At 72.6% G+C, this 26370-nt stretch carries 26 protein-coding genes and 1 riboswitch; of the genes, 5 read left to right on the top strand and 21 right to left on the bottom strand.

Annotation, left to right across the window (positions count from 1 at the left end; all coding sequences use genetic code 11):
* Positions 1–75: 75 nt before the first annotated feature.
* The 4 genes from Aeryth_RS07095 to Aeryth_RS07080 all read right to left on the bottom strand — a co-directional run bounded on the left by Aeryth_RS07095 (position 76) and on the right by Aeryth_RS07080 (position 4433).
* Positions 76–906 carry an alpha/beta fold hydrolase gene (locus Aeryth_RS07095; RefSeq protein ID WP_067856489.1) on the bottom strand — a complete coding sequence of 277 codons (831 nt, stop codon included), beginning with the start codon at positions 904–906 and terminating at the stop codon, positions 76–78.
* On the bottom strand, positions 903–2066 hold the full coding sequence (locus tag Aeryth_RS07090; protein ID WP_067856488.1) for an acyltransferase family protein: 1164 nt from the start codon (positions 2064–2066) through the stop codon (positions 903–905). The genes Aeryth_RS07095 and Aeryth_RS07090 overlap by 4 nt, the downstream gene beginning before the upstream one ends.
* A gap of 133 nt (positions 2067–2199) precedes the next feature.
* A complete protein-coding gene (locus Aeryth_RS07085) occupies positions 2200–3297 on the bottom strand; it encodes a branched-chain amino acid aminotransferase (RefSeq protein ID WP_067856485.1) in 1098 nt (365 codons plus the stop codon).
* Positions 3298–3338: 41 nt separating this feature from the next.
* Positions 3339–4433 carry a 3-isopropylmalate dehydrogenase gene (locus tag Aeryth_RS07080; protein WP_067856481.1) on the bottom strand — a complete coding sequence of 365 codons (1095 nt, stop codon included), beginning with the start codon at positions 4431–4433 and terminating at the stop codon, positions 3339–3341.
* Positions 4434–4970: 537 nt separating this feature from the next.
* On the opposite strand from Aeryth_RS07080, the gene Aeryth_RS07075 reads away from it, so the two are divergent.
* The gene (locus Aeryth_RS07075) at positions 4971–5534 is read left to right on the top strand and encodes an O-methyltransferase (protein WP_067856479.1); all 564 of its coding nucleotides are present in this window, start codon (positions 4971–4973) and stop codon (positions 5532–5534) included.
* Here the strand turns inward: Aeryth_RS07075 and yczE are convergent.
* A complete protein-coding gene (gene yczE / locus Aeryth_RS17915) occupies positions 5515–6135 on the bottom strand; it encodes a membrane protein YczE (protein ID WP_067856476.1) in 621 nt (206 codons plus the stop codon). The genes Aeryth_RS07075 and yczE overlap by 20 nt on opposite strands.
* Positions 6123–6263 carry a hypothetical protein gene (locus tag Aeryth_RS17910; protein ID WP_158509192.1) on the bottom strand — a complete coding sequence of 47 codons (141 nt, stop codon included), beginning with the start codon at positions 6261–6263 and terminating at the stop codon, positions 6123–6125. The genes yczE and Aeryth_RS17910 overlap by 13 nt, the downstream gene beginning before the upstream one ends.
* A 120-nt stretch (positions 6264–6383) precedes the next feature.
* Between Aeryth_RS17910 and yczR the strand changes: the two genes are divergently transcribed.
* Complete coding sequence (gene yczR, locus Aeryth_RS07065) at positions 6384–7814, top strand: MocR-like transcription factor YczR (protein WP_067856474.1); 1431 nt, start codon at positions 6384–6386, stop codon at positions 7812–7814.
* On the opposite strand, the gene Aeryth_RS07060 is transcribed toward yczR, so the two are convergent.
* The 10 genes from Aeryth_RS07060 to Aeryth_RS07015 all read right to left on the bottom strand — a co-directional run bounded on the left by Aeryth_RS07060 (position 7804) and on the right by Aeryth_RS07015 (position 19078).
* Positions 7804–8466, bottom strand: a complete 663-nt coding sequence (locus Aeryth_RS07060) for a TenA family protein (protein WP_067856471.1) — start codon at positions 8464–8466, stop codon at positions 7804–7806. The two genes, yczR and Aeryth_RS07060, sit on opposite strands and share 11 nt — an antisense overlap.
* The gene (thiD, locus tag Aeryth_RS07055) at positions 8463–9266 is read right to left on the bottom strand and encodes a bifunctional hydroxymethylpyrimidine kinase/phosphomethylpyrimidine kinase (RefSeq protein WP_067856468.1); all 804 of its coding nucleotides are present in this window, start codon (positions 9264–9266) and stop codon (positions 8463–8465) included. Before thiD ends, Aeryth_RS07060 begins: the two co-directional genes overlap by 4 nt.
* On the bottom strand, positions 9263–9916 hold the full coding sequence (locus Aeryth_RS07050; protein ID WP_067856465.1) for a thiamine phosphate synthase: 654 nt from the start codon (positions 9914–9916) through the stop codon (positions 9263–9265). The genes thiD and Aeryth_RS07050 overlap by 4 nt, the downstream gene beginning before the upstream one ends.
* The gene (gene thiM, locus Aeryth_RS07045) at positions 9913–10704 is read right to left on the bottom strand and encodes a hydroxyethylthiazole kinase (RefSeq protein ID WP_067856461.1); all 792 of its coding nucleotides are present in this window, start codon (positions 10702–10704) and stop codon (positions 9913–9915) included. Before thiM ends, Aeryth_RS07050 begins: the two co-directional genes overlap by 4 nt.
* Positions 10693–10786, bottom strand: a riboswitch (TPP riboswitch). Its footprint overlaps the gene before it by 12 nt.
* A 134-nt stretch (positions 10787–10920) precedes the next feature.
* Positions 10921–11946, bottom strand: a complete 1026-nt coding sequence (gene ilvC / locus Aeryth_RS07040; RefSeq protein WP_067856459.1) for a ketol-acid reductoisomerase — start codon at positions 11944–11946, stop codon at positions 10921–10923.
* A 35-nt stretch (positions 11947–11981) separates the two neighbouring features.
* Positions 11982–12515: an acetolactate synthase small subunit gene (gene ilvN, locus Aeryth_RS07035; protein WP_067856456.1), complete on the bottom strand. Its 534-nt coding sequence runs from the start codon at positions 12513–12515 to the stop codon at positions 11982–11984.
* Between the two features lie 31 nt (positions 12516–12546).
* Complete coding sequence (locus Aeryth_RS07030) at positions 12547–14334, bottom strand: acetolactate synthase large subunit (RefSeq protein WP_067856453.1); 1788 nt, start codon at positions 14332–14334, stop codon at positions 12547–12549.
* Between the two features lie 933 nt (positions 14335–15267).
* On the bottom strand, positions 15268–16719 hold the full coding sequence (locus tag Aeryth_RS07025) for an SDR family NAD(P)-dependent oxidoreductase (RefSeq protein ID WP_067856450.1): 1452 nt from the start codon (positions 16717–16719) through the stop codon (positions 15268–15270).
* Positions 16719–18437: a dihydroxy-acid dehydratase gene (ilvD, locus tag Aeryth_RS07020; protein WP_067856447.1), complete on the bottom strand. Its 1719-nt coding sequence runs from the start codon at positions 18435–18437 to the stop codon at positions 16719–16721. Before ilvD ends, Aeryth_RS07025 begins: the two co-directional genes overlap by 1 nt.
* Positions 18438–18478: 41 nt before the next feature.
* Positions 18479–19078 (bottom strand): hypothetical protein, encoded by a 600-nt coding sequence (locus tag Aeryth_RS07015; protein ID WP_067856445.1) that lies wholly within the window; start codon positions 19076–19078, stop codon positions 18479–18481.
* Positions 19079–19199: 121 nt separating this feature from the next.
* Between Aeryth_RS07015 and Aeryth_RS07010 the strand changes: the two genes are divergently transcribed.
* A complete protein-coding gene (locus Aeryth_RS07010; protein ID WP_067856443.1) occupies positions 19200–19757 on the top strand; it encodes a Pycsar system effector family protein in 558 nt (185 codons plus the stop codon).
* Here the strand turns inward: Aeryth_RS07010 and Aeryth_RS07005 are convergent.
* Positions 19751–20437, bottom strand: a complete 687-nt coding sequence (locus Aeryth_RS07005) for a sigma-70 RNA polymerase sigma factor region 4 domain-containing protein (RefSeq protein WP_067856441.1) — start codon at positions 20435–20437, stop codon at positions 19751–19753. The two genes, Aeryth_RS07010 and Aeryth_RS07005, sit on opposite strands and share 7 nt — an antisense overlap.
* Positions 20438–20493: 56 nt before the next feature.
* On the opposite strand from Aeryth_RS07005, the gene Aeryth_RS07000 reads away from it, so the two are divergent.
* Both Aeryth_RS07000 and Aeryth_RS06995 read left to right on the top strand, forming a co-directional pair.
* Complete coding sequence (locus Aeryth_RS07000; RefSeq protein ID WP_067856438.1) at positions 20494–21345, top strand: ATP-grasp domain-containing protein; 852 nt, start codon at positions 20494–20496, stop codon at positions 21343–21345.
* A gap of 67 nt (positions 21346–21412) precedes the next feature.
* The gene (locus tag Aeryth_RS06995; protein ID WP_067856436.1) at positions 21413–22309 is read left to right on the top strand and encodes an alpha/beta fold hydrolase; all 897 of its coding nucleotides are present in this window, start codon (positions 21413–21415) and stop codon (positions 22307–22309) included.
* A gap of 12 nt (positions 22310–22321) precedes the next feature.
* On the opposite strand, the gene Aeryth_RS06990 is transcribed toward Aeryth_RS06995, so the two are convergent.
* From Aeryth_RS06990 to gatC, 4 genes are read right to left on the bottom strand one after another with little or no spacing between them, the layout of a single operon-like run.
* Positions 22322–23014 carry a SanA/YdcF family protein gene (locus tag Aeryth_RS06990; protein WP_067856432.1) on the bottom strand — a complete coding sequence of 231 codons (693 nt, stop codon included), beginning with the start codon at positions 23012–23014 and terminating at the stop codon, positions 22322–22324.
* Positions 23015–23021: 7 nt separating this feature from the next.
* Positions 23022–24527, bottom strand: a complete 1506-nt coding sequence (gene gatB, locus Aeryth_RS06985) for an Asp-tRNA(Asn)/Glu-tRNA(Gln) amidotransferase subunit GatB (protein ID WP_067856429.1) — start codon at positions 24525–24527, stop codon at positions 23022–23024.
* Positions 24524–26017, bottom strand: a complete 1494-nt coding sequence (gene gatA, locus Aeryth_RS06980) for an Asp-tRNA(Asn)/Glu-tRNA(Gln) amidotransferase subunit GatA (RefSeq protein ID WP_067856428.1) — start codon at positions 26015–26017, stop codon at positions 24524–24526. The genes gatB and gatA overlap by 4 nt, the downstream gene beginning before the upstream one ends.
* A 1-nt stretch (position 26018) precedes the next feature.
* Complete coding sequence (gatC, locus tag Aeryth_RS06975; RefSeq protein WP_067856425.1) at positions 26019–26318, bottom strand: Asp-tRNA(Asn)/Glu-tRNA(Gln) amidotransferase subunit GatC; 300 nt, start codon at positions 26316–26318, stop codon at positions 26019–26021.
* Between the last annotated feature and the right edge of the window lie 52 nt (positions 26319–26370).

The following is a 26370-nucleotide window of genomic DNA, read 5'->3' as shown; positions in this document are numbered from 1 at the left end:
ACGTTCCCCTGCCGGCACAGGGATGTCGCGACTATAGGACCGCTCACGTGCGCTCGGCGGCGCACGTGCACAAGGTCACAGCGCAGCCGGTCGATCGTCCACCCGCGACAGGAACGCCTCGACGTCGCGCGCCCAGACGACACCCTCCTTGGCCGTGAACGCGTGGCCCGCCGCCGGGTACTCCAGCAGCTCCGCCCCCGGGATGCCAGCCGCGAGCTCGCGCGTCGTGGCGGGGAGCACGACCCGGTCGGCGCCCGCCACGACCACCAGGGTGGGCACGCGGACCTCGGCCAGCCGGTCCTGCAGGTCCACCTGGGTCGCCGCGCGCAGGTGTGCGAGCCCCGACGGGTTCACCCCGCGACCGGCGTCGAGCGCGTCCGACGCGAAGGTGCCGGCGCGGTCGAGCTCGGCGAGCCCGTCGGGCGAGCCGAGCTGGGAGAGCAGGAACGCCCCGAGCCGCTCCGGCGGCCCGCCGGCCAGCTGCTCCCACGTGCCGAGCATCTGACGCAGCTGCACGTCGGGCCTGGCGAAGCCGACCGTGAGGACCAGGGCCGACACACGGTCCGGGTGGCGCAGCGCGGCCTGGATCGCGACCGAGCACCCGAAGGACACGCCCGCGACCGGGACGCGCTGGTGGCCCTCGGCGTCGAGCGCCTCGACGAGACGGTCGGCCAGCACCTCCGGACGCAGGACCGACGGCAGGTCGTCGAGGGGTCCGGACCCGCCCGTGCCGGGGTACCGCGAGCCCACGAACGACCACCGGTCCCCCAGCGCGTCGAGCAGCGGCGAGAAGTTGGCGTCGACGTCGCCGGACGCACCGTGCGCGAGGCCCATCGCCCGACCACGCCCCGCGCACACGTACTCGGCGTCCCCGAGCCGCTCGACGCGCAGCGCGACGGCCGTCACCGGGCCACCGCCGCCGCTGCCGCGCGGGCCTGGTGCCGGGTCCCGAGACGACGCATCGCCGGTTCCTCCACGAGGCGGTGCAGCGCCGTCGCGAAGCCGAGCGTCAGCGCGAAGACCAGCAGCCAGTCCGCGATCGCGAGCGGCACCGAGTACGTGGCGCCGTGCTGCCAGGTGATGCGGACCGTGTACATGACGATCTGCTGCGCCATGTAGAACCCGAAGGACACCTCGCCGAGCCAGACCATCGGCCGCGACGAGACCCAGGTGCCACGGCCTGCGAGGTCGCGCTGGACGGTGGCCACGACGACCATCATGAGCGGCACGAGCATGACGGCCACGAAGCCGAGCACGAAGGGGCCCAGCGAGGCCACCACGTAGCCGACGAGCACCGCCGTCCACGCCACCCACGGCGCGATGGTCGGCACCCGACGCTCCGCGACCAGGCGTGCGAGCAGCATCCCCGCCACGAACTCGAGCAGACGAGGCAGCGGGAGGTTGTAGCCGAACCAGAACTGCAGGTTGGTCACGGGCATGCCGTCGACCCCCGGCCCGTCGGGCAGCGACATCGTGACGAGCGCGACGACCACGGTGCCCGCGACGCACGCCGCGAGGGCGAGCGCGAGGCGGTCGGCCCGAAGCCGCCTGACGAGCGGGACGAGCGCGGGGAAGGACAGGTAGAACAGCAACTCGCTGCAGAGCGACCAGCTGGGCAGGTTGACCGACAAGTAGACGTCGTGGACCGGGATCCAGGAGCTGACGAGGACGAGGTTGGGCAGGTACTCCCACGGCGACCCCGCGAGGGCGAACGCGTACAGGACCATCGTCACGGACCAGGTCACCACGTGCAGCGGGAAGATCTTCGCCAGTCGCTTGCGCACGAAGGCTGCGGTCCCCCGGCTCTCCGAGCACCGCCAGGTCAGCAGGAACCCGCTCAGCACGAAGAAGAACGACACCCCGGTCCAGCCGCCCTGGCCGAGCAGCGAGGCGTACGTGCGCGCCCACCGCCCGTCGGCGAAGGGGTTGAGCCCGAAGTCGACGAGCGAGAGGTGGAACGCGAAGACCGGCAGCGCCGCGAGCCAGCGCAGCCCGGTCAGGCCGGGCAGCGGACTGCGGCGGTCGACGGCGACCGGAGTGGTCGGGCGGAGCACGGGACGCGACACGTCAGTGCGTCGCCCGCTTTCCGCAGGACGTCTCGTGCTTGCATCATCATTCACGCCGATATAGTAGCGAGACCTCTCGCACAAGAGCCAGGGTGACCGTAGACACCCTGGCTCCCGTGCCGTCGAGGATCTGTCAGCCGGGGATGCGGCGCATCCACCCGTGGCGGTCCTCGGCTCGGCCGTACTGCAGGTCGACGAGCGCGGAACGGACGTCCATCGTGATCTTCCCGGCCTCGCCGTCGCCGGCCACGGCCTCGCCACCGTCCCACTTGAGCACGCCCACGGGCGTCACCACGGCGGCGGTGCCACAGGCGAAGACCTCGGTGATGGTGCCGTCGGCGGTGCCCTCGCGCCACTCGTCGATGCTGACCCGGCGCTCGACGACGTCGTGCCCGAGGTCGCGGGCGATGGTCAGGATCGACTCGCGGGTGATGCCCTCGAGGATCGAGCCCGACAGCTCCGGCGTGACGATCGAGCCGTCGGACTGCACGAAGTACAGGTTCATGCCGCCGAGCTCCTCGATCCAGCGCTGCTCGGTGGAGTCGAGGAAGGCGACCTGCTGGCAGCCGTGCTGCGCGGCCTCCTGCTGCGGCAGCAGGCTCGCGGCGTAGTTGCCGCCGCACTTGGCCGCGCCGGTGCCCCCGGCGCCCGCCCGCGAGTACTGCGTCGACAGCCAGATCGAGACGGGCTTGACGCCACCGGGGAAGTAGGCGCCGGCCGGCGAGGCGATCACGCAGTACGTGACGTGCTGGCTGGGGCGCACGCCGAGGAAGGCCTCGGAGGCGAACATGAACGGCCGCAGGTACAGGCTGGTCTCGCCGCCCTCGGGCACCCAGGCGCGGTCGGCGGCCACGAGGGCGTCGACCGACCCGAGGAACCAGTCCTGCGGGAGCTCGGGCAGGGCGAGGCGGTGCGCCGAGCGTTGCAGACGCGCGGCGTTCTCCTCCGCCCGGAACACGCGGACCGAGCCGTCGGCCCAGGCGTAGGCCTTCAACCCCTCGAAGATCTCCTGCGCGTAGTGCAGGACGGCCGTGGCGGGGTCCAGCTGCAACGGTCCGTAGGGCACGACGCGGGCGTCGTGCCAACCCTGCTCGGGCGTCCACTCGGCCAGGAACATGTGGTCGGTGAAGTGGTTGCCGAACCCCGGAGAGGCGAGGATCGCCTCCCGTTCGGCGTCCGTCCGCGCAGCCGGGTTGGTCTCGACGGTGGGGGCGAACGGTGCGGAGGTCATGCTGGACACGGTAGTCCTTTCGAGGTCGTGGAGGCGGGAGGTCAGACCGCCGCTACGCCCTCGGCCGCGGCCGCGCTGGCGCGCGCGGCGATGGCCTCCCCCACCTCCTCGGTGCTGCGGGACTGGGCACCGGCGGCCGTGTCGCGCTCGGCGATGTCGGCCTCGACGGCCGCGCTGATCTGAGCGGCCGCCTGCGGGTGGCCGAGGTGCTCCAGCAGCAGCGCTCCGGACAGGATCGCCGCCGTCGGGTCGGCCTTGGACTGGCCCGCGATGTCGGGCGCCGAGCCGTGCACGGGCTCGAACATGCTCGGGGCGGTGCGGTCGGGGTTCACGTTGCCGCTCGCCGCCAGTCCGATGCCGCCGGTGACGGCCGCCGCGAGGTCGGTGAGGATGTCGCCGAACAGGTTGTCGGTGACGATCACGTCGAAGCGGCCCGGGTCGGTGACGAGGAAGATCGTCGCCGCGTCGACGTGCAGGTAGTCGACGCTGACGTCGGGGAACTCCTCGCCGACGGCCGCGACGGTGCGCGCCCAGAGGTGTCCGGCGTGCACCAGCACGTTGTTCTTGTGCACCAGGGTCAGCTTGCGGCGCGGTCGCGCCTGGGCCCGGGCGAACGCGTCGCGCACGACGCGCTCGACGCCGTACGCCGTGTTGACGCTGACCTCCGTGGCCAGCTCGTGCGGCGTGCCGACGCGGATGGCGCCGCCGTTGCCGACGTACGGACCCTCGGTGCCCTCGCGCACGACCACGAAGTCGATCGGGCCGCGCTCCGTCACGTGCGAGCCCAGCGGCGTCGGCACCCCCGGGTAGAGCGTGCTCGGTCGCAGGTTCACGTAGTGGTCGAGCTCGAAGCGCAGCCGCAGCAGCAGACCGCGCTCGAGCACGCCCGACGGCACGCTGGGGTCGCCGACCGCACCCAGCAGGATGGCGTCCTGGCCACGGATCTCCTCCAGCACGCTGTCCGGCAGGGTCTCCCCCGTCGCGTGGTAGCGACGGGCACCCAGGTCGTAGTCGACCGTGTCGAAGGACAGGTCGTGCTGCGCGGCGACGGTGTTCAGCACCGTCAGCGCCTGGGTCGTGACTTCGGGGCCGATGCCGTCGCCGGGGACGACGGCCAGCGTGTAGGAGCGCGTCATGAGGCTCATCCTAGGAGGCGCGGTCTCAGGATCTGAAACCGCGGTCTCACTCGATGGACGCTCTCAGTTGTCGTCCGGGCGCTCGGCCGGCTCCACGGCGGGCGTCACGGCGTCGTCGCGCAGGTGGGCGGGTCCCCACTCGATCGGGTAGGTGTTCATGGTCTCTCCTGAGGTGGTGCGAGGGTCGGTCCGTCGAGTGACGGACGCTGGACGGTGCGGGCACAGCACCGACCCGACGGCTCCAGGAGGTCGTGTCACCCGGTGATGACCGGATGGTTCAGGAGAGGGGACCAGGTCGTGGTCCCGACGAGAGATGAAGCTGACCTGCTGCGGAACGGTCGGGCCAACGCCTGGACTCCGCGGCAGGGTGTGGCCCTAGGAGGCCCCGCCGCGGCAAGCGATGACTACGAGCTGCTTCCGCATGATGTCGACCACCCTACCCGCCGTCCGTCGCCGCGTCGGGAGCGCCGTGCGGTGTGTCTCGGTCGGTGAGACGTCGCCGCTGGGGCGACGTGACGGCGGTGACACACTGACCGGGTGAGTGCGCCTGCGGAGATCCCCGACCTCGTCGCCCGGTCCCTCGATCTTGCGCGACAGCGAGGGTTCATCACCTCGACGCGGCACGAGACCGGCCGGCTCCTGGCCGCGCTCGCCGCCTCGCGCGCCGGCACGCTGGCCGAGCTCGGCACCGGCACGGGCGTGGGCTCCGCGTGGCTCTCCAGCGGTGCCCGCAAGGAGGCGCGCATCGTGAGCGCCGAGCTCGACCCCTCGCTCGCCGGCGACGTGCAGCAGATCTTCGCCGACGTCGACAACGTCGAGATCGTGGCGGGCGACTGGTCGGCGCTCGAGGAGCACGCCCCGTTCTCCCTGCTGTTCGTCGACGTCCGCGAGGTCATGGAGCAGATCGACGTCCTCGCGAACCTCCTCGAGCCGGGCGGCATCGCGGTCCTCGACGACTTCGTCCCGTCCGTCCACTGGCCGCCGATCGTCGACGGCCAGGTCGACGTGGTGCGCGAGCAGTGGCTCACCGACGAGCGCTTCGCCGCGGTGGAGCTGCTCATCGACGAGGGTGCGTCCCTCGTCATCGCGACGCGACGCTGAGCCCGCGAGGCTCGCGGACGCGGCGCACCTGCACCAGCGGCAGGAACATCTGCACGACGGGCCCGATCACGAGGGCGTAGACCACGGTGCCGATCCCCACGGTCCCCCCGAGCGCGAAGCCCACGAGGAGCACGGTCAGCTCCAGTGCCGTGCGCACCAGCCGCACACTGCGGCCCGTGCGACGCACGAGCCCGGTCCAGAGCCCGTCGCGCGGGCCGGTCCCGAGGTCGGCGCCGATGTAGAGCGCGCCGGCCAGGCCGTTGCCCACGACGCCGAGCAGCAGGAAGGCCACCTGGATGGCGAGGTGGTCGGGCGTGGGCAGCCACGCGAGCGTGACGTCGACCGCGACACCGACGAGCAGCACGTTGAGCACGGTGCCGATGCCGAGGCGCTGGCGCAGCGGCACCCAGAGGAGCAGCACGACGGCACCGACCAGGATCACGACCTGCCCGAAGGTCAGCGGCAGGTGGTGGGTCAGTCCCTCGTGGAACACGTCCCAGGGGTCGAGGCCGAGCCCGGACTCCACCATCAGCGCCATGGTGGCGCCGTAGAGCCACAGGCCGAGGACGAGCTGGGCGAGGCGGCGGGTCATCGCGGCCATGTGCGCGTCCCCTCCTGGTCGTGGCGCGAGGCCGGGGGCGGACGCATGCCGTAGCCGTCGCGGGACACGGCGCGCAGACCGAGCCCCGACGGCACGCACGCCAGGAGCAGCAGGAGGACGAGGAGCATGGGACCAGGGTCGAGCCCGGGTGGCCTCGTGCGACAGAGCCACTTCAGACACGGTGGCTGCGGCCACTTCGGCTGAAGTGGCCCTTTCGCCCGGGTCCATTGAGGCGGCATGCTGGGCGCGTGGACCCCCGTACCTCCGCCTTCCGGCTCGCGGCGCTGATCGGCACGCTCCCCGACGGTCCCGCGTACCGCACGCTCGCCGACAGCATCCGCCTGCTCGTCGTCGACGGTCGACTGCTCGACGGCACCCGGCTGCCGAGCGAGCGCGCCCTGGCCCAGGCGATGGGCCTGAGCCGCACCACCACGACGCGGGCGTACGACGAGCTGCGCCGCCGCGGGGTCCTGCACTCGCGCCAGGGCAGCGGCAGCGTGCTGAGGGTGCCCACCACGTCGGCCACCGCGAGCAGCCTGATCGTCGACCCCGACGACCCCGACACCATCGCGATGACGTTCTCGGCACCGACCGGGCCCTCCGGGCTCACCCGTGCCTTCCAGGCGGCGGCGGAGCAGCTGCCGTCGCTGCTCACGACCACCGGCTACCTGCCCGACGGCCTTCCCGCCCTGCGCGAGCTCGTCGCCGCCGAGTACGCCCGGGCGGGCATCCCGACCGACCCGGACCAGATCATCGTCACCAACGGCGCCCAGGGCGCGATCTCGCTGGTGGGGCGCACGTTCGGTCGACCCGGGGCCGGACTCCTCGTCGAGGGCACGTCGTACCCGCACGGGGTCGAGTCGCTGACCGGGTTCGGCTACCGGACCGCTCCCCTGCCGATCGGTGACGACCCGTGGGACCTGGAGGCGGCGAGCACGAAGGCCCCGCACGTCGACGCCGCGTACCTGATCCCCGACTTCCACAACCCGACCGGTGCGGTCATGCCGGAGGGCACGCGGCTGCGGCTCGCCCGGACGCTGCGACGGCACGACGTGCTGACGGTCGTCGACGAGTCGATGCGTCGCCTGGACCTCTCCGGCGACGGACTGCCGACGTCGTACGCCGCCCACGACCCCGACGCGATCGTCGTCGACTCCCTGTCGAAGGTGCTGTGGGGCGGCCTGCGGATCGGCTGGATCCGCGCTCCGCGGCGCCACGTCACCGCGCTGCTGCAGTCGCGCATGCGTCACGACCTCGGGACCGCTGCGTTCGACCAGCTGGTGGCCGCGGAGGTCCTGCGGCACCACACGCACCTCTTCGAGGAGACCGTCGCCCGGTTGCGCGGTCAGCGGGCGGCGCTGGTCGGCGCGCTGAGCGAGCGGCTGCCCGACTGGGAGGTCCCGGTGCCCCCGGGCGGGCCGAACCTGTGGGTCGGCCTGCCGAGCCGCTCGTCGAGCCTGCTCGTGGCCGCGGCGGCGCAGGAGGGGCTGCACCTCACGCCCGGCCCGCGGTTCACGCTCGGCGCACCGAGCGCCGGCGAACGTCGTCTGCGCCTGCCGTGCACCGCCCCCGAGCACGTCGGCGTCGAGGCCGTCGAGCGGCTCGCGCGTGCGTGGTCGGTCGTGGTGTCGGGGCGGCGTTGCCACACCGCCGGGCCGGCCGTCGACCTCATCGCCTAGTCCCGTCGGGGGCGCGCCACGAGGCGTCCCAGAAGTGCCACTCGCGGTCGGTCGCGTCCGCGTACGCCTCGAGCATCTCGGCGACGTACCGGCTGTCGGCGGCGAGCCGGTCGGCCGTCGCCTCGGCCCGGGCGACCGACGCCTCGAAGGCGGGGTCGTCGTACGTGGCGATCCACGCGCCGTAGGGATGGGCGTCCAGGTCGCCCGCGGTCGACGCGAGGTGCCGCCCGACCTCGGCGTACACCCGGAAGCACGGCAGGACCGCCGCCACCGCGACCTCGACCGGCGACTCCTCGGCATGACGGGCGAGCGCGTCGACGTAGTCGCGGCACGCGCTGGTCGGGACGTGCGTGGCCGGCTCGACGCCGCGCCGGGCGAGCTCACCCACGTGCAGCGAGCGCTCGGCCTCGACGGCACCGGCGGCGAAGCCGGCCCACGCACCGACGTCGTCGACGTCGGGCAGGCGCGACGCGATGCGCGCGAGGGTGCGGGCGTAGCCGACGAGGTAGTGCGCGTCGTCGGCCAGGTAGTGGGCGAAGACGGCGTCGGGCAGCGTGCCGCCGGCCAGGCCGGTGACGAACGGGTGGCGACAGACGTCGGCGTAGCGGTCGGCCACGTGCGCCCAGGCCCGTGCGGAGAACGCGGTCGTCATGCCGTCGTCTCCCGGAGCCGGACGAGGTGGTCGACGGGACCACGGCCGCGACCGACCTGGCGGGCCGCGCCGGACGCGAGCGCCTCGCCGAGGTAGGCCTTGGCGGCCCCGACGGCGTCGGCCAGCGGGTCGCCCAGGGCCAGCCGCGTCGCGACCGCGGCCGAGAGCGTGCATCCCGTGCCGTGGGTGTGGGGCGTGTCGATCCGGGGCGCCCGGAACCACGTGCTGCCGCGACGGTCGACCAGCAGGTCGTCGCTCGCCGGACCGTCGCCGTGACCGCCCTTGAGCAGGACGGCACCAGGCTCCAGCGCGAGCAGTGCCCGCCCCAGCTCGCCGGGGTCGGTCTGCGCGGCGAGGCCCGTGAGCACGGAGGCCTCCGGCAGGTTCGGCGTCACCAGCGTCGCGCTCGGGAGGAGGAGGTCGCGCAGGGCCGCCTCGGCGTCCCGCGGCAGCAGCCGGTGGCCCGACGTCGAGACCATCACGGGGTCCACGACGAGCGCGGGCACGTCGGCGAGAAGCTCGGCGACCAGCTCGACCAACGCCGGCGAGCCCAGCATGCCGACCTTGACCGCCCGGACGTCGAGGTCCTCGAGGACGACCTCGAGCTGGCCGCGGACGACGTCGAGCGGCACCTCGTGCACGGCGCGGACCCCGGTCGTGTCCTGCACCGTCACGGCGGTGACGACGGTCGCCGCGTACGCGCCGAGCGCCGTGGCCGTCTTGAGGTCGGCCTGGATCCCGGCTCCCCCCGACGGGTCGGAGCCTGCGACGGTGAGCACCACCGGCTCGCGACCCGTCATGCCGACACGTCCTCGCGTCGGGCTGCGAGTGCGACGTCGACGACCCGACGCAGCCGGGCGGCGGCCGCACGCGGGTCGGGGTCGGCGCCGACCGCACGCACCACGGCCACGCCGTCGAGGCCGGCCCGCACGGCCGGGCCGGCCGTGGTCTCGTCGAGGCCACCGATGCCGACGACCGGCAGCCGTCCGCCGACCCGTGCCGTCACCGAGGCCACGCCGGCGAGGCCGAAGGCCGGTGCCGTGTCGTGCTTCGTCGGCGTGTCGTGGACGGGGCTCACCGCGAGGTAGGTGCACGCGGCGAGGGCCGACGCGTCGTCGAGCTGCGCGAGGGTGTCGACCGACCAGCCGACGACCGCGTCGGGACCGGCCGCCGACCGCAGCACCGTGGGGTGCGCGTCCGCGCGACCGCCGTGCACCCCGTCGGCCCCCGGGACGACGTGGTCGTTCGCGAGCACGGGCACCCCCGAGCCGACGAGGGCGTCGCGCAGCAGCTTGACCTGGGCCTCGACCTCGGCCGGGGTGGCCTGCTTGTCGCGGACCTGCACGCAGGTGACGCCACCCTCGACCGCGGGGACGACCACGCGACGCAGGTCGGCGCCGAAGGACGGGTCGGTCACGAGGTAGAGGCGCAGGTCGGGGACGCCGCTCATGCCGGCACCGGACGGACGCGCCCGACGAGCTCGAGCCCGTCGGGGTCGGCCAGCCGGTCGACGAGCGCGACCCGCAGGCTGGCCGGACCCTGTGCGACCGCGGCGGCCGACGTGCCCGCAGCAGCCAGCAGTCCCATGGCTCCCGCAGCCGCATCGAGCGGGTCGTCGACGACCGCGCAGGCCGCCGCGACGAGGGCGCTCGAGGAGCAGCCGAGCGCGGTGATCATCGGCATCCACCGGTGCCCGCCGACCACGTGGAGCGTGCGGTCGCCGTCGGTCACGACGTCGACCTCGCCACTCACCACGACGACGCACCCGTGCTCGCGGGCGACGAGCGCGGCCGCGTCGTGCGCGTCGTGCGACGCGGCGAGGCTGTCGACGCCTCGCGAGCCGCCGACGGCGCCGGCGAGAGCCAGCACCTCCCCCGCGTTGCCCCGCACCACGGTGGGCCGCAGCTGCAGGAGGTCGACGACGAGCTCGCGGCGGTATGCCGTCGCGCCCACGGCGACGGGGTCGAGCACCCAGGGCGTGGCGTCGACCTGCGCCCGCTCGGCGGCCAGGCGCATGCCGTCGGCCCACGACGGCGACGGGGTGCCGATGTTGACGCAGACGGCGTCGGCGAGCGCCGCCATGTCGGCGGACTCGTGGGGGTCGTGGACCATCGCGGGCGACGCGCCCGCGGCCGACAGCACGTTGGCTGCCAGGTCCATCGAGACGTAGTTGGTGAGGCACTGCACGAGCGGGCTGCGCTCGCGCAGGGCCGTCGTGACGGCAGACGTCGGATCCATGTGTCTCCCTCGCGCCGGTGCTAACCGGATCAGGTTCGGCGGGTGTCATCTCAGCCCCTGCGGGGCACCCCGGACACGTCGACCATAGCGAAGGCCCCCGTCCGGTGGACGGGGGCCTTCGTGGGTCAGGCGTCAGCGAGCTGCCCCGACGCCGGAGGCGTCAACGAGCTGCCCCGACGCCGGAGGCGTCAACGAGCTGCCCCGACGCCGGAGGCGTCAACGAGCTGCAGAGCCCTCGACGTAGTCGGCGTCCTGCTGCTTCCACGAGAAGTGGGAGCGCAGGACCTTGCCGGTGGCCTCGATCGGGTGCTGGGCCTCCTGCTCGCGCAGGGCGAGGAACTCGGCGGCGCCGTTGTCCTGGTCGTCGATGAACCGCTTGGCGAAGGTGCCGTCCTGGATGTCGGCGAGGACGGCCTGCATGCGCTCCTTGACGGAGGCGTCGACGACGCGGGGTCCGGAGACGTAGTCGCCGTACTCGGCCGTGTCGGAGATGCTCCAGCGCTGCTTGGCGATGCCGCCCTCCCACATGAGGTCGACGATGAGCTTGAGCTCGTGGAGCACCTCGAAGTAGGCGATCTCGGGCTGGTAGCCGGCCTCGGTCAGGGTCTCGAACCCGGCCTGCACGAGGTGCGACATGCCACCGCAGAGCACGGCCTGCTCGCCGAAGAGGTCGGTCTCGGTCTCCTCGGTGAAGGTCGTCTTGATGACGCCGGCGCGGGTGCCGCCGATGGCCTTGGCGTAGGAGAGGGCGAGGTCCCAGGCGCCCTGGGTGGCGTCCTGCTCGACCGCGATGATGTCGGGGATGCCGCGCCCGGCGACGAACTCGCGGCGCACGGTGTGGCCGGGTGCCTTCGGGGCGACGAGGAGCACGTCGACGCCTGCCGGGGGCTTGACGTAGCCGTAGCGGATGTTGAAGCCGTGGCCGAAGACGAGCGCGTCGCCGTCGACGAGGTTGGGCTCGATCGACTCGGCGTACACGTGACGCTGGACCTGGTCGGGGGTCAGCACGACGATGACGTCGGCCTCCTCCACGGCGTCGGCGACGTCGAGGACGCGCAGGCCCTCGGCCTCGGCCTTCTCGCGGCTCTTGGAGCCCGGGGCGAGGCCGATGCGGACGTCGACGCCCGAGTCGCGCAGGTTGAGGGCGTGCGCGTGCCCCTGGCTGCCGTAGCCGATGACGGCCACCTGCTTGCCCTGGATGATGCTGAGGTCTGCGTCGTCGTCGTAGAACAGCTCGGCCACTGGATTCTCCTGGTGTCGTGGTGTGGGTCGGGGGGTCAGGCGCTGTGGTGCCCCGGCACCGTCCGCAGCGTGCGGTCGGTGATGGAGCGGGCGCCTCGTCCGATCGCGACGCGACCGGACTGGGCGATCTCGCGGATGCCGAACGGCTCGAGCACGTTGAGCATGGCCGTGAGCTTGCCGGAGTCGCCGGTGGCCTCGATGGTGACGGCGTCCGTGGACACGTCGACCACCTTGGCGCGGAACAGCTGGACGGTCTCGAGCACCTGGCCGCGGGTCTGCGCGTCGGTGCGGACCTTGATGAGCATCAGCTCGCGCTCCACCGCGGAGGAGGAGTCGAGCTCGACGATCTTGAGGACGTTGACGAGCTTGTTGAGCTGCTTGGTGACCTGCTCGAGGGGCAGCTCGTCGACGTTCACGACGATCGTCATGCGAGAGATCTCGGGGATCTCCGTGGGGCCGACGGCGAGGGAGTCGATGTTGAACCCACGCCGCATGAACAGGCTCGAGACGCGCGCGAGGACGCCGGGCGTGTTCTCGACCAGGACGCTGAGGGTGTGCTGGGTGGTCATGCCGTGTGCCCTGCCTCTCGGTGCCGGTCGCTCACAGGTCCTCGTCCTCCCACTCGGGCGCGAGGTCGCGCGCGATCTTGATGTCGTCGTTGCTGGTGCCGGCGGCCACCATCGGCCAGACCATGGCGTCGCGCTCGACCACGAAGTCGATGACGACGGGCCGGTCGGTGATGGCCATGGCCTGCTCGATGGTGGCGTCGAGCTGGTCGGGGCTGTCGCAGCGCAGACCGACGCAGCCGTAGGCGTCGGCGAGCTTGACGAAGTCGGGGATGCGGCGCGCGCCGATCGACTCCGGGCCCGTGTTGAGGTCGGTGTTGGAGTAGCGGCCCTCGTAGAAGAGGGTCTGCCACTGGCGCACCATGCCGAGCGAGGAGTTGTTGATGACGGCGACCTTGATCGGGATGCCCTCGAGCGCGCAGGTGGCGAGCTCCTGGTTGGTCATCTGGAAGCAGCCGTCGCCGTCGATGGCCCACACGACGGAACCGGGCAGCCCGACCTGCGCGCCCATGGCGGCGGGCACGGAGTAGCCCATGGTGCCGGCGCCACCGGAGTTCAGCCACTGGCGGGGACGCTCGAAGTCGATGAAGTGCGTGGCCCACATCTGGTGCTGTCCGACGCCCGCCACGTAGGTGGCCTCGGGGCCCGCGATGGCGCTGATCCGCTCGATGACGGTCTGCGGCGCGAGACCCTCGCCGGGCGTGTCGTACGCGACCGGGAACTTGTCCTTGACGGCGAGCATCTGCTGGCGCCAGGCCGTGTAGTCGCCCTTCGTGCCGGTCTCGTCGGCCTGCTTGCGCAGCGTGACGACGAGGTCGGCGATGACCTCGCGGCAGTCGCCGACGATCGGCACGTCGACCTCGCGGTTCTTGCCGATCTCGGCCGGGTCGATGTCGGCGTGGATGACCTTGGCGCCGGGCGCGAAGGTCTCCAGCTGTCCGGTGACGCGGTCGTCGAAGCGGGCGCCGAGCGAGATCAGCAGGTCCGACTTCTGCAGGGCGGCGACGGCGGCGACCGTGCCGTGCATGCCGGGCATGCCGAGGTGCAGCTCGTGGCTGTCGGGGAACGCGCCGCGCGCCATCAGCGTGGTGACGACGGGGATGCCGGTGAGCTCGACCAGCATGGCCAGCTCGGCCGCGGCGTCGGCCTTGATCACGCCGCCGCCCACGTACAGGACGGGCCGCTCCGCTGCGGCGATGAGGCGTGCGGCCTCGCGCACCTGCTTGCCATGGGGGCGCGTGGTGGGCCGGTAGCCCGGCAGCGCGAGCTCGTTCGGCCAGTGGAAGGTGGTGGTGGCCTGCAGCGCGTCCTTCGCGACGTCGACGAGCACGGGTCCGGGGCGGCCGGTGCTGGCGATGTGGAACGCCTCGGCGACGACGGTGGGGATGTCGGCGGGGTCGGTCACGAGGTAGCTGTGCTTGGTGATCGGCATCGTGATGCCGCGGATGTCGGCCTCCTGGAAGCCGTCGGTGCCGATGAGGCTCGACGACACCTGGCCGGTGATCGCGACGATCGGCACGGAGTCCATGTAGGCGTCGGCGATGGCGGTGACGAGGTTCGTCGCGCCCGGGCCGGAGGTGGCCATGCACACGCCGACGCGGCCCGTGACCATCGCGTAGCCCTGCGCCGCGTGGCCCGCGCCCTGCTCGTGACGCACCAGCACGTGGCGGATGCTCGAGTCGAACAGCGGGTCGTAGGCGGGCAGGATCGCGCCGCCGGGGATGCCGAAGATGACCTCGACACCCGCGTGCTCGAGCGACCGGACGAGGCTCTGGGCGCCCGTCAGCGTGTCGCTGCTCGGCCTCGTGACCACTTCCGTCATCGCTTCGTCCTCATCTCGTCTGGTCGTGCCCGGTGGGTGTGCTGCGTGCTCGTCGGCCCCGGCGTGGCGCCGGCCGGCGTCCTGTCCCCTCGCATGAAAAAACCCCCCGGCCAATGATGGCGCACGGAGGGTGACGCGAGACGGCGGGTCGTCGCGTCAGTCGTCTACGACAAGGCGGGTGAACGGCACCTCGACAGTCTCGCCCTCCCACGGGGCGTGGTCAAGTTCTGAGACAGGTCGTACCAGCATCCGGACGGCATGGGTGGGGATCAGTGGTGGTCGTGGCGTCATGGGTGCACTACCGCAGGTGGTCTCGTCGTGCTGGTGCGCTGCCGCAGGGGTCGTGACCTTGCTGGTGCGCTGCCTCGGCTGGCGCTGGGTGTGGTCTCCGAAAGGGCCTCGACCGGGCGGTTGGCAGCAGCGTCGGGTTGGGCACTCGGGCTGTGGGTCGCGTGGGACGCAAGGATCTGCGTTCGTGCGTGAGACTCCAAGGCTTCTGCGTTTCCTACGGGATCCCGTCACCAACGCAGAAGCGTTCGACCTTCTACGCGCGAATGAAGAATCTTGGGTGCCCTTTGCGTCGGGGTGGGCAGCGCTTCTCCCTTCTCGTGGCACGGTCCACGAGAAGGGAGAAGCACTGACACGCCTGACCCCGCCGGCGGTGGATATGCCACCTGTAGAGCGCTCCGAAGGTGGCAGATCCACCGATGGGACGCAGAAACGCAGATCCTTGAGTCCATCCCGAGTGCAACCCGCAGCCCGAGACCCCAGACCAGCACGCTCGCCAACCGCCCGGTCGAGGCCCTCTCGGAACGCAGCTCCACGAGAAACCGCGCCGACGCAGCCCCACCTCGAGTCGAAGCCGCGCGGACGCAGCCCCACCCGAGGGAGAACCCACGCCGACGCACCCGCAGGTCGAAGGAAGTCCCACCCTCACCAGGGCGAGACGGCGTAGTCCTTGAGGAAGACGCCGTGCACGTCCTCGCCCGCCTCTCCGCGGACGATCGGGTCGTACACGCGGGCGGCGCCGTCGACGAGGTCGAGGGGGGCCTTGAAGCCCTCCTCGGCCAGCCGGACCTTGGTGGTGTGGGGGCGTTCGTCGGTGATCCAGCCGGTGTCGACGGCCGTCATGAGGATCCCGTCGGTCTCGAGCATCTCCCCCGCGCTGGTGCGGGTCAGCATGTTCAACGCCGCCTTGCTCATGTTCGTGTGCGGGTGGCCCGGTCCCTTGTAGCGGCGGGAGAACTGGCCCTCCATCGCCGAGACGTTGACGACGTAGGTGCGGCGCGCGGGTGAGGCGGCGAGCGAGGGGCGCAGCCGGCTGATGAGGATGAACGGGGCCGTCTGGTTGCAGAGCTGGACCTCGAGGAGCTCGAGCGCGTCGACCTCGGAGACCGTCTGCACCCAGCTGTTGGTGTCGACGACGTCGGGCACGAGGCCGCCCGCGTCGATGCGGTCCAGGTCGGCCGACCCCGCCGTCATCGCCTCCTCGAGCCGCTCGGAGAGCCGGTCGGCGGTGGCCGCGTCGGCTGCCAGCACGGGGTGCGACTCGACCGAGCCGACCAGGGCGGCCGGGTGCAGGTCGCTCGTGTGCCCGAACGTGACGAGCTCCGGTCCCCCGGTCTCCTGGCTCAGCCCGGGCGGCAGCGGCACGCCCTCGGACTCCGCCAGCGGGCCGTAGGCGCCCGGCGACCGCCGGACCGTCTGCGCCGCGTTGTTGATGATGATGTCGAGATGGCCGCGCGCCGCGAGGTCGTCGGCCAGCCCGACCACCTGGGCGGGGTCGCGCAGGTCGATGCCGACGACCCGCAGCCGGTGCATCCAGTCGGCGCTGTCGGGCAGGCTGGCGAACCGACGCACGGCGTCGCGCGGGAAGCGGGTGGTGATGGTGGTCTCGGCACCGTCGCGCAGGAGGCGCAGCGCGATGTACATGCCGATCTTGGCCCGGCCGCCGGTGAGCAGCGCCCGACGCCCGGTGAGGTCGGTGCGTGCGTCGCGCTTGGCGTGGCTCATGGCCGCGCAGTCGGGGCACAGCTGGTGGTAGAACGCGTCGACCAGCGTGAACTTGCGCTTGCAGATGTAGCACCCGCGGGGCACCTGCAGCACGCCTGCCGTCGCCCCGCGCGCGGTCGACGTCAGCGCGATGCCGGCCGTCTCGTCGTCGATGCGCTGCGCCGAGCCGGTCGCCGTGCGCTCGACGACCTCGCGGTCGGCGGCGGCGGTCGCCGCTCGCGCGGCCCGACGCCGCTGCTTCTTGACGTCCTTGTAGAACGCGCCGCAGGCACGACGCAGCGCCACGTACGCCTCGTCGTTCTCGCCCAGGAACTGCGCCTCCCCGAGGACCTTCAGGGCGGTCGCGAGCTCCTCGTCGGTGAAGTCGGGCACTACCCGGTGACGGCGCCGTGCGCCGCGGAGCTGACGAGCTTGCGGTACTTCGCGAGCACGCCGGAGGTGTACTTGGGCGCCGCCGGCTCCCAGCCGACCTTGCGCCGCTCGAGCTCGTCGTCGTCGATCTCGACCTCGAGGGTGCGGTTGGCGACGTCGAGCGTGATCGGGTCGCCGTCGCGCACGAACGCGATGGGGCCGCCGTCGACGGCCTCGGGGGCGACGTGGCCGACGCACAGGCCGGTGGTGCCGCCGGAGAAGCGGCCGTCGGTGAGCAGCAGGACGTCCTTGCCGAGACCGGCGCCCTTGATGGCCCCGGTGATGGCGAGCATCTCGCGCATGCCCGGTCCGCCCTTGGGGCCCTCGTTGCGGATGACCACGACGTCGCCGGAGGTGATCGTGCCGTCCTCCAGGGCGTCCATCGCGGCGCGCTCGCCGTCGAAGACGCGCGCGGTGCCGCGGAACACGTCGGAGTCGAAGCCGGCGCTCTTCACGACGGCACCCTCGGGCGCGAGCGACCCGTGCAGGATCGTGAGCCCGCCGGTCTTGTGAATGGGGGCGTCGAGCGGGCGGATGATGTCGCCGTCGAGGCCGAGGTCGATGTCGGCGAGGTTCTCGGCCATGGTCCGACCCGTGACCGTCATGACGTCGCCGTGCATGAGCCCGGCGTCGAGCAGCGCCTTCATGATGACCGGGATGCCGCCGACCTTGTCGACGTCGTTCATGACGTAGCGGCCGAACGGCTTGAGGTCGCCGAGGTGCGGGACCTTGTCGCCGACGCGGTTGAAGTCGTCGAGGGTGAGCGGCACGCCCGCCTCGCGGGCGATCGCCAGGAGGTGCAGCACGGCGTTGGTGGAGCCGCCGAGCGCCATCACGACGGTGATGGCGTTCTCGAAGGCCTCGAGCGTCATGATGTCGCGGGCGGTGATGCCCCGGCGCAGCAGCTCGACGACGGCCTCGCCCGACTTGGCGGCGTAGTCGTCGCGACGACGGTCCGGGGCGGGCGGCGCGGCCGAGCCGGGCAGGCTCATCCCGAGCGCCTCGGCGGCGGACGCCATCGTGTTGGCGGTGTACATGCCGCCGCAGGCGCCCTCACCGGGACAGATCGCCCGCTCGATGCGGTCGACCTCCTCACGCGTGATGAGCCCCTTGATGCAGGCGCCGACGGCCTCGAAGGCGTCGATGATCGTGACGTCCTTGCCGTCGACGTTGCCGGGCATGATCGAGCCGGCGTAGAGGAACACGCTGGACAGGTCGAGGCGCGCGGCGGCCATGAGCATGCCGGGCAGGCTCTTGTCGCAGCCGGCCAGCAGCACCGAGCCGTCGAGCCGCTCCGCCATCATCACGGTCTCGACGGAGTCGGCGATGATCTCGCGGCTGACGAGCGAGAAGTGCATGCCCTCGTGGCCCATGCTGATGCCGTCGGAGACGCTGATGGTGCCGAACTCCAGCGGGTAGCCGCCGGCCGCGTGCACGCCCGTCTTGACCGCCTTGGCGAGCCGGTCGAGCGAGAGGTTGCAGGGGGTGATCTCGTTCCAGCTGGACGCGACGCCGACCTGCGGCTTCGGCCAGTCCTCGTCGCCCATGCCCACCGCGCGCAGCATGCCGCGGGCGGCGGTCTTCTCGAGACCGTCGGTGACGTCGCGGCTGCGGGGCTTGATGTCGACGCCGGGCTCGGGCGTCGGGGCGGGGCGGCGTTCGGGGGTCTCGCTGGACATGGGCTGATCCTACGACCGGGCGGCTCGGCGGCGTCCGCTGGTCAGGTCGCCGCATCGTCGGCCCGCACGAGCAGCCGCGCAGCGAGGTGACGCAGCCGCTGCTCGTCGTCGCGGCGCGCCACCTGGAGCCTTGCGCTCATGGCCTGCGGCGTGATCCCCAGCTCCTGGGCAGCGGCCCGCTGCGTCGCGTGTCGCTCGAGCACGTCGACCGCCTGCTGCCCGTCGGCCGACCGGTCGGCGACGAGCCGCGCCAGCACCTGCAGCGCCGTCTCGGCGTCGACGCCGGCCTCCTCGTCACGACCCGTCCCGACGTCGAGGGCGACGCCTGCGGGGCAGCGCGCCGCGCGCTCGACCGCCGTCCGCGCCGCGTACAGGGCAGGGCCTCGCGCGGCCCGCACCGACGTCGGCACGGGGGTCTCGACGTCACCGACGCCGATCCCGATCCACCAGCGCTGCGTCCGGGCGACCAGCGCCACGACGTCGACCGCGGCCACGGGATCGTCGACGAGGGCCTGCACCTCGTCGCCGACGGTGCGCTCGAAGCCTCGCACCGTCGGCGTCGCATCCAACGCGCGCAGGAGGTCGGGGACCGCGTCGGCGGCCTGGCGGCTTCGGCGCTGGTCGAGGGTGAGGGCGAACATGACGTCACCCTATCAATGCTTGAGACTTGATTCACGTGTATCAAGCATGAGGACTTGATGTGTCGTCACGTCCGGGAGGACGTCCGAGGCTCGTGGCACGATGACGGCGGAGAGGAGCACCATGACCGACCGGCCCGCCGACCCCTCGGCCGACGCCCCGTCCGGGTCCACACCGCCCGTGGACCCTCCCGTCGAGGCGATCGAGGTCGAGCTGAGCATCCTCGCGGAGGCCCGCAACGAGGTAGGTGCGGCCGACCACAAGGCTTCGATGGTGCTGGCGGTGCTGGGCATCGGCTTCGGAGCGCTGCTCGCCGGGCTCATCGCGCGCGACTGGAGCCCCACCGAGCTCGACGTCCCCGGGCGGACGGTCTGGTACGTCGGCGCCCTGCTCGCCGCCGGCTCGGTCGGCGCGGCGGCGCTCGCCGTGTGGCCGCGGTTCACCGTGCCGCCGCCCTCCCCCCAGGTCTACTACTGGGGCCACGTCGCCGCGTTCGGCTCGCGGGAGGCCCTCGACGCCTCGCTCGACGCCCAGCCGCCGACCCTGCCGGCACGGACCCGGCACCAGCTCTACGAGCTGTCGCGGATCGTGGCGCGCAAGTACCACTGGGTGCGCGTGGCGATGCGTCTGGCGGGGGCGTCGGTGCCGTTCTTCGTCCTCGCGGCGCTGGTGGGCTACTGACCCGGCGCGGGGGGCGTGAGCACGGTGCCGTGCAGCAGCAGGTCGTGCGCGTGCAGGACGGCATAGGCGCCGCTACGACGCAGGTTCTGCGAGACGGCGGAGGCGCTGATGCCCTCCTCGTCGGCGAGGTCGGCCTGGGTCCGACCGTCGAGCACGCCGCGCAGCAGCCGTCGCGACCGCGGCAGCATGCCGCTGACGATCTCGTCGCGCAGGAGCAGGAAGGCGTCGACGTGGGCGGGGTCGGGGTGCTCGGGGGCGCGCGGAACCCCGTCGGCGACGACGTACCAGGTGCGCAGGGTGCGGTCGCGGCCGGTCTCCCGCGCCTTCGCCTCGTTGATGGCGTCGCGGGCGGCCCACCAGCCCGGACCGTCCTGGAGCAGTCCGACGGCACCGTGCCCGAGGTGCTGCACCGGCCCCACGCCGATGCCGGTGCGGGCGTCCAGCTGCTCCGGGAGCTCGAGGCGCAGCAGCAACGACGACCTCAGGGCCTGCTCGACGGTCGCGTAGCGCGCCTGCGCCTCGTCGCCGACCGTGGGCTCGAGCGGCTGCTCGGCGGGCACGGACCGGTTGACGGCGGCCAGCGCGTCCGTGAACGCCCGGTGCACCCAGACGCGGTCGGCGTGCCGGCGCGAGCCCACGAGGTCGACGATCATCGTCACCCGCGTCGACAGCCCCGTCATGAAGATAAGTCTATGCCTTCAGGTAAGACAGAACCTGTTCCTGACATCATGGCCTCATGCACATCGCCTGGGCCGTCGGGAAGACCTTCGCGCACCACGACCCCGACCTCCCGCTGCTCACCGCGGCCATGACCGCCCGCGGCCTCGACGCGCAGACCGCCGTCTGGGACGACCCGGACGTCGACTGGGGCGCCTACGACCTCGTCGTCGTGCGCTCCTGCTGGGACTACGTGCCACGGCGCGCCGAGTTCCTCGCATGGGCCGACGCGGTGCCGCGGCTCGCCAACCCCGCCGCCGTGCTGCGGTGGAACACCGACAAGACCTACCTGCGCGCCCTCGACGAGGCAGGCGTGGCCGTCGTGCCCACGGCGTGGTCCGTGCGGTCCGTCGACGACCTGCCGGCGGCCGAGGAGTGGGTGGTGAAGCCGACCGTCTCCGCCGGCGCGGCCGACACCGCCCGCTGGAGCGACCCGGAGCAGGCCGTCGCCCACAGCCGTCGCCTGCTCGACTCCGGTCGCGCCACCATGACGCAGCCCTACGTCGACGCCGTCGACACCGAGGGCGAGACCGGCATCCTCCTCTTCGGAGGCACCGTGTCGCACGCCTTCCGCAAGGGTGCCCTCCTCACCCGCGGCGACGACCCCCGCAGCCTCCCGGAGCTGAAGGAGGACATCGGGCCGCGTGAGCCGTCGGCCGACCAGGTGGCCTTCGCCCAGCACGCGGTGCACGTGGCGCGGGAGCTCACCGGCCACGAGCTCCTGTACGCCCGGGTCGACGTCGTGACCGGACCCGACGGACGTCCGCGCCTCATGGAGCTCGAGCTGACCGAGCCGTCGTTCTTCCTGCCGCACACCGCGACGGGCGCCGCGACCTTCGCCGACGCCCTCGTGGCACGGCTGTCGGGATGAGGACCACGCGGTCGAGTTCCGCCGAACGCGTTGCGGACGGCCCCGCGAGCGGGCAGGATCGTCGCCCGTGAGCCAGACCCCGGGCCTCGTGCGCTTCCACGACGTCATCAGCGCCGACGGCACGCGGCTGCGCGCCTGGACCAACGACGCCGACGGACCGACCGTGCTGCTGTGCAACGGCCTCGGCACCAACCCCTACGCCTGGCCGACCCTGCTCAACCCCGACTGCGGCGTGCGGGTCGTCTCCTGGAACCACCGCGGCGTCGGCGGCTCGGCACGTCCGGCGGACGGTCGTGTCGACCTCGACTCCTTCGTCGAGGACGCGCTGGCCGTGATGGACGACGCGGGCCTGGAGTCGGCGCCCGTCCTGAGCTGGTCGACCGGCGTGACGGTGGCCTTCGAGCTCGCCGGGCGTCACCCGGAGCGGGTCGAGGGCATCCTGGCCGTCGCCGGCGTCCCGGGCAACACCTTCGGGACGATGCTCGCTCCCCTGCACGTCCCGCCGTTCCTCGCCCGACAGCTGATGGTCGGCCTCGCCCGGGTGACCACGGTGACGGGTCACGGTCTTGCACCGGTGACCCGCAGGCTGCCCTGGACCCGTTCGACGACGGACCTGCTGCGCCGAGCACGGCTCATCGACCCCGCCGCCGACACCGCCGACCTGCAGGCCATGGTGAAGGAGTTCTTCACCACGCACCCCGCCTGGTACGCCCGGCTCGCCCTCGGCGTGTCCAAGCACGCACGGGTGCGCCTCTCCGCCATCGACGTGCCGACCACGTTCGTGGCGGGACGCTGGGACGTGCTCACCGGGGCCCGCGACATGTACACCGCCTCGCAGAACGTCCGCAGGTCCCGCTTCCGCGAGCTCGACGCGACCCACTTCATCCCCGTCGAGCACCCCGACGTCGTGCTCGAGGAGCTGCAGCTCCTCCTCGAGCGGATCGAGGCGCTGCGCGGGACGTGAGACCGTCCGTCGTCAGGCGGGGTCGTCGGCCCACGACGTGCGACCGTCGCCGGTGATCGGGATCGCCGGCCCCGGCGTGACGCGAGGGCGGAACGTCGCCTCGCCCAGACCCCGCACGCGGGCGAGCCACTCCCGCGCGCGCCGACCGCCCTCGCTGACGACGTAGCCCTGCACGTCGAGCCCGGCCGCCACCCCGAGGTCGACGGTGCGGGCGGCGTAGACGCCCTGGGTGACGACGATCGCGGTGTCGGCCTCGAAGACGTCGCGGGCGCGTCGCATGGTGTGCCACGTGCTGAAGCCGGCGTAGTCGGTGAACACGTCGGCGGCCGGCACGCCGGCCTCGAGCACCGCGTCGCGCATGGCGTCGGGCTCGTTGTAGCTCGGCGTGCCGTTGTCGCCCGAGACCAGGATCTTCTCGACCAGCCCCCGGTCGTAGAGCTCGAGGGCGGCACGCACGCGCTGCTCGACGGGGCGACCGAGCGAGCCGTCGGGGTACACGCCGGCGCCCGGGACGATCGCGACCTGAGCCGGGTCGAGGTCGTCCGGCTGACGGGTGATCCGCTCGGACGTGCGACCCACGACCAGGAGGTTCGCGACCACGACCAGCGCGATGCCAACGACGCCGAGGGCGAGGACCGAGATCACCAGCACCCGCGACCACGACCTCGGTCGTCGGCCGACGTCCTCACCCTCGTGCGTCGTCACGGGGTGCTCAGGCGAGCTTCTCGAGGATCAGCTCGCGCACTCGCCCGGCGTCGGCCTGGCCGCGCATCTCCTTCATGACGGCACCGATGAGCGCGCCGGCCGCCTGGACCTTGCCGTCGCGGATCTTCTGCGCGACGTCGGGGTTCGCGGCGATCGCGGCGTCGACGGCCGCTCCGAGCGCACCGTCGTCGGAGACGACCTCGAGCCCCCGGGCGGACACGACCTCCTCGGGCGAGCCCTCGCCCGCCAGGACGCCCTCGAGCACCTGGCGCGCCAGCTTGTCGTTGACCCGACCCTCGTCGATGAGCGCCTGGACGCCGGCGACCTGCTCGGGCGTGACACCCAGCTCGTCCAGACCGACGCCCGCCTCGTTGGCACGTCGGGCCAGCTCGCCCAGCCACCACTTCTTCGCCGCGGCCGGCGTGGCGCCGGCCGCCACTGTCGCGACGACCAGCTCCAGCGCCCCCGCCCCCACGGTGTCGCGCATGTCGAGGTCGGAGAAGCCCCACTCGGCCTGCAGCCGCTTGCGACGCTCTGCCGGCGGCTCCGGCAGGGTGCCGCGCAGCTGCTCGACCCAGTCGCGTGACGGCGAGACCGGTGCGAGGTCGGGCTCGGGGAAGTAGCGGTAGTCGTCGGCGTCGGACTTCGGGCGTCCCGGCGAGGTCGAGCCGTCGGCCTCGTGGAAGTGCCGGGTCTCCTGCAGGATGCTCTGGCCGGCGTCGAGGACGCCCGCGTGCCGTGAGACCTCGAAGCGCACCGCGCGCTCCACCGAGCGGAAGGAGTTGACGTTCTTCGTCTCGCTGCGGGTGCCCAGCGTCGCGGAGCCCTTCGGCTTGAGCGAGAGGTTGACGTCGGCGCGCAGCGAGCCCTGGTCCATCCGGGCATCGGAGACGTCGAGCGCCACCATGAGGTCGCGCAGGTGCTGGACGTAGGCGCGGGCGACGGCAGGCGCCTTCTCGGCGGGCACCTCGATCGTGCGCGTGACGATCTCGATGAGCGGGATCCCGGCGCGGTTGTAGTCGAGCAGCGAGTGGTCGGCGCCGTGGATGCGGCCCGTCGCACCGCCGACGTGCAGCGACTTGCCGGTGTCCTCCTCCATGTGGGCGCGCTCGACCTCGATGCGGAAGGTCTCACCGTCGACGTCGAGGTCGACGTAGCCGTCGAACGCGATCGGCTCGTCGTACTGCGACGTCTGGAAGTTCTTCGGCATGTCGGGGTAGAAGTAGTTCTTCCGCGCGAACCGGCACCACTCGGCGATCTCGCAGTTGAGCGCGAGCCCGATGCGGATGGCCGACTCGACGGCCTTCGCGTTGACGACGGGCAGCGCCCCCGGCAGGCCGAGGCACACCGGGCACACCTGCGTGTTCGGCTCGGCGCCGAACGTCGTGGCGCAGCCGCAGAACATCTTCGTGTTCGTGCTCAGCTCGACGTGTACCTCGAGCCCGAGCACGGGGTCGTAGCGCTCGATCGCCCGCTCGAAGGGGACGAGCGCGGGGGTGGTCTGCGTGCTCATCGGGCGGCTCCCGCGTCGATGTCGGACAGGACGGGTGCGTCGACGAGCCGCTCCAGGGCGGCTCCGACGTTGTACAACCGGTCGTCGGCCTGCGCCGGGGCGAGCACCTGCACGCCCACGGGCAGGCCGGTGTCGCTGGCGAGCCCGACGGGCAGGCTGAGCCCGGGCACGCCGGCCAGGTTGGCCGGGATCGTCGCGACGTCCTCGAGGTACATCGCGAGCGGGTCGTCGCTCTTCTCCCCCAGCCGCCAGGCCGTCGTGGGCGCCGTGGGCGAGACGAGCACGTCGACCTGCTCGAAGGCGGCCGCGAAGTCGCGCGCCACCAGGGTGCGCACCTTCTGCGCCGAGCCGTAGTAGGCGTCGTAGTAGCCGCTCGACAGCGCGTACGTGCCGAGGATGATGCGGCGCTTGACCTCGTCGCCGAAGCCGGCGTCGCGGCTGGCCGCCATGACCTGCTCGGCACTCGCGAGCTGGCCGTCGGGCGTGACCCGCAGTCCGTACCGCATGGCGTCGAAGCGGGCCAGGTTGCTCGAGACCTCGCTCGGCATGACGAGGTAGTAGGCGGCGATGCCGTGCTCGAAGCTCGGGCACGAGACCTCCACGACCTCCGCCCCGGCCTGCGCGAGCAGCTCGACCGTCTCGTCGAAGCGCTGCTGGACGCCGGGCTGGAAGCCCTCCCCGCCCAGCTCCTTGACCACGCCGACCCGCAGTCCCGTGACGTCGCCGCGGCGTGCGGCGTCGACGACCGACGGCACCGGGGCGTCGAGGCTGGTGGAGTCGCGCGGGTCGTGGCCGGCGAGCACCTCGTGCAGGAGGGCGGCGTCGAGCACGGAGCGGGCCATCGGACCGACCTGGTCGAGGCTGCTCGCCATGGCGATGACGCCGTACCGCGAGACTCCGCCGTAGGTCGGCTTGACGCCCACGATGCCGGTCATGGCGCCGGGCTGGCGGATCGAGCCACCGGTGTCGGTGCCCAGCGCGAGCGGTGCCTCGTAGCCGGCGACGGCAGCGGCCGACCCGCCGCTCGAGCCGCCGGGGATGCGCTCGGTGTCCCACGGGTTGCGGGCGGGCTTGTAGGCGGAGTGCTCGTTGGACGAGCCCATCGCGAACTCGTCGAGGTTGGTCTTGCCGAGGATCGGCAGCCCGGCGGCGCGCAGCCGCGAGACGACGGTGGCGTCGTACGGCGGCACCCAGCCCTCGAGGATCCGCGAGCCGGCCGTCGTGGGCTGGCCGACGGTGTTGATGAGGTCCTTCACGGCCACCGGCACGCCCGCCAGCGTCGGGAGCGTCTCGCCGGCGGCGCGGCGCGCGTCGACGTCGGTCGCGGTGGCCAGCGCCCCCTCGGGGTCGACGTGCAGGAAAGCGCCGAGCCGGTCGTCGACGTCGGCGATCCGGTCGAGGTGGGCCTGCGTGACGTCGACGGACGTCAGGCTGCCGTCGCCGAGCGCCTCGGCGATCTCGGCGGCCTTCAGGCGGATGGGGTCGCTCATGTCAGTCCTCCCCCAGGATCTGCGGCACGAGGAAGCGCTGCTCCTCGCTGGCCGGCGCGCCCGCGAGGGCCTCGTCGGGCGTGAGACCGGGGCGGACGACGTCGTCGCGGAAGACGTTGTCGATCGGCACGGGGTGGCTCATGGCGGGCACGTCGGCGCTCGCGGCCTCCTGGACCGCGGCGACGTGGTCGAGGATGGCGGGCAGCTCGGCGCCCAGCCGATCGAGCTCGTCCTCGCTGAGCGAGATGCGCGCGAGGTTCGCCAGGTGGGCGACGTCCTCACGCGAGATGGCCGACGACATGCGTCTCCCTTGCGGCTGGGGTGCGGGTACCGACCCATCGTAGTGAGGAGTC

This window comes from Aeromicrobium erythreum (genome assembly GCF_001509405.1).
GTDB classification, from domain to species: Bacteria; Actinomycetota; Actinomycetes; order Propionibacteriales; family Nocardioidaceae; genus Aeromicrobium; species Aeromicrobium erythreum.
This window is presented reverse-complemented; position numbering and strand designations above follow the sequence as displayed.

Excerpts from the sequence above, each read along its gene's own strand:
- Aeryth_RS07085 (WP_067856485.1), bottom strand. The coding sequence starts at position 3,297 with ATGACCTCCGCACCGTTCGCCCCCACCGTCGAGACCAACCCGGCTGCG.
- Aeryth_RS07080 (WP_067856481.1), bottom strand. The coding sequence starts at position 4,433 with ATGACGCGCTCCTACACGCTGGCCGTCGTCCCCGGCGACGGCATCGGC.
- yczE (WP_067856476.1), bottom strand. The coding sequence starts at position 6,135 with ATGGCCGCGATGACCCGCCGCCTCGCCCAGCTCGTCCTCGGCCTGTGG.
- Aeryth_RS17910 (WP_158509192.1), bottom strand. The coding sequence starts at position 6,263 with ATGCTCCTCGTCCTCCTGCTGCTCCTGGCGTGCGTGCCGTCGGGGCTC.
- Aeryth_RS07060 (WP_067856471.1), bottom strand. The coding sequence starts at position 8,466 with ATGACGACCGCGTTCTCCGCACGGGCCTGGGCGCACGTGGCCGACCGC.
- thiD (WP_067856468.1), bottom strand. The coding sequence starts at position 9,266 with ATGACGGGTCGCGAGCCGGTGGTGCTCACCGTCGCAGGCTCCGACCCG.
- Aeryth_RS07050 (WP_067856465.1), bottom strand. The coding sequence starts at position 9,916 with ATGAGCGGCGTCCCCGACCTGCGCCTCTACCTCGTGACCGACCCGTCC.
- thiM (WP_067856461.1), bottom strand. The coding sequence starts at position 10,704 with ATGGATCCGACGTCTGCCGTCACGACGGCCCTGCGCGAGCGCAGCCCG.
- ilvN (WP_067856456.1), bottom strand. The coding sequence starts at position 12,515 with ATGACCACCCAGCACACCCTCAGCGTCCTGGTCGAGAACACGCCCGGC.
- Aeryth_RS07030 (WP_067856453.1), bottom strand. The coding sequence starts at position 14,334 with ATGACGGAAGTGGTCACGAGGCCGAGCAGCGACACGCTGACGGGCGCC.
- ilvD (WP_067856447.1), bottom strand. The coding sequence starts at position 18,437 with ATGTCCAGCGAGACCCCCGAACGCCGCCCCGCCCCGACGCCCGAGCCC.
- Aeryth_RS07015 (WP_067856445.1), bottom strand. The coding sequence starts at position 19,078 with ATGTTCGCCCTCACCCTCGACCAGCGCCGAAGCCGCCAGGCCGCCGAC.
- Aeryth_RS07010 (WP_067856443.1), top strand. The coding sequence starts at position 19,200 with ATGACCGACCGGCCCGCCGACCCCTCGGCCGACGCCCCGTCCGGGTCC.
- Aeryth_RS07005 (WP_067856441.1), bottom strand. The coding sequence starts at position 20,437 with ATGACGGGGCTGTCGACGCGGGTGACGATGATCGTCGACCTCGTGGGC.
- Aeryth_RS07000 (WP_067856438.1), top strand. The coding sequence starts at position 20,494 with ATGCACATCGCCTGGGCCGTCGGGAAGACCTTCGCGCACCACGACCCC.
- gatB (WP_067856429.1), bottom strand. The coding sequence starts at position 24,527 with ATGAGCACGCAGACCACCCCCGCGCTCGTCCCCTTCGAGCGGGCGATC.
- gatA (WP_067856428.1), bottom strand. The coding sequence starts at position 26,017 with ATGAGCGACCCCATCCGCCTGAAGGCCGCCGAGATCGCCGAGGCGCTC.
- gatC (WP_067856425.1), bottom strand. The coding sequence starts at position 26,318 with ATGTCGTCGGCCATCTCGCGTGAGGACGTCGCCCACCTGGCGAACCTC.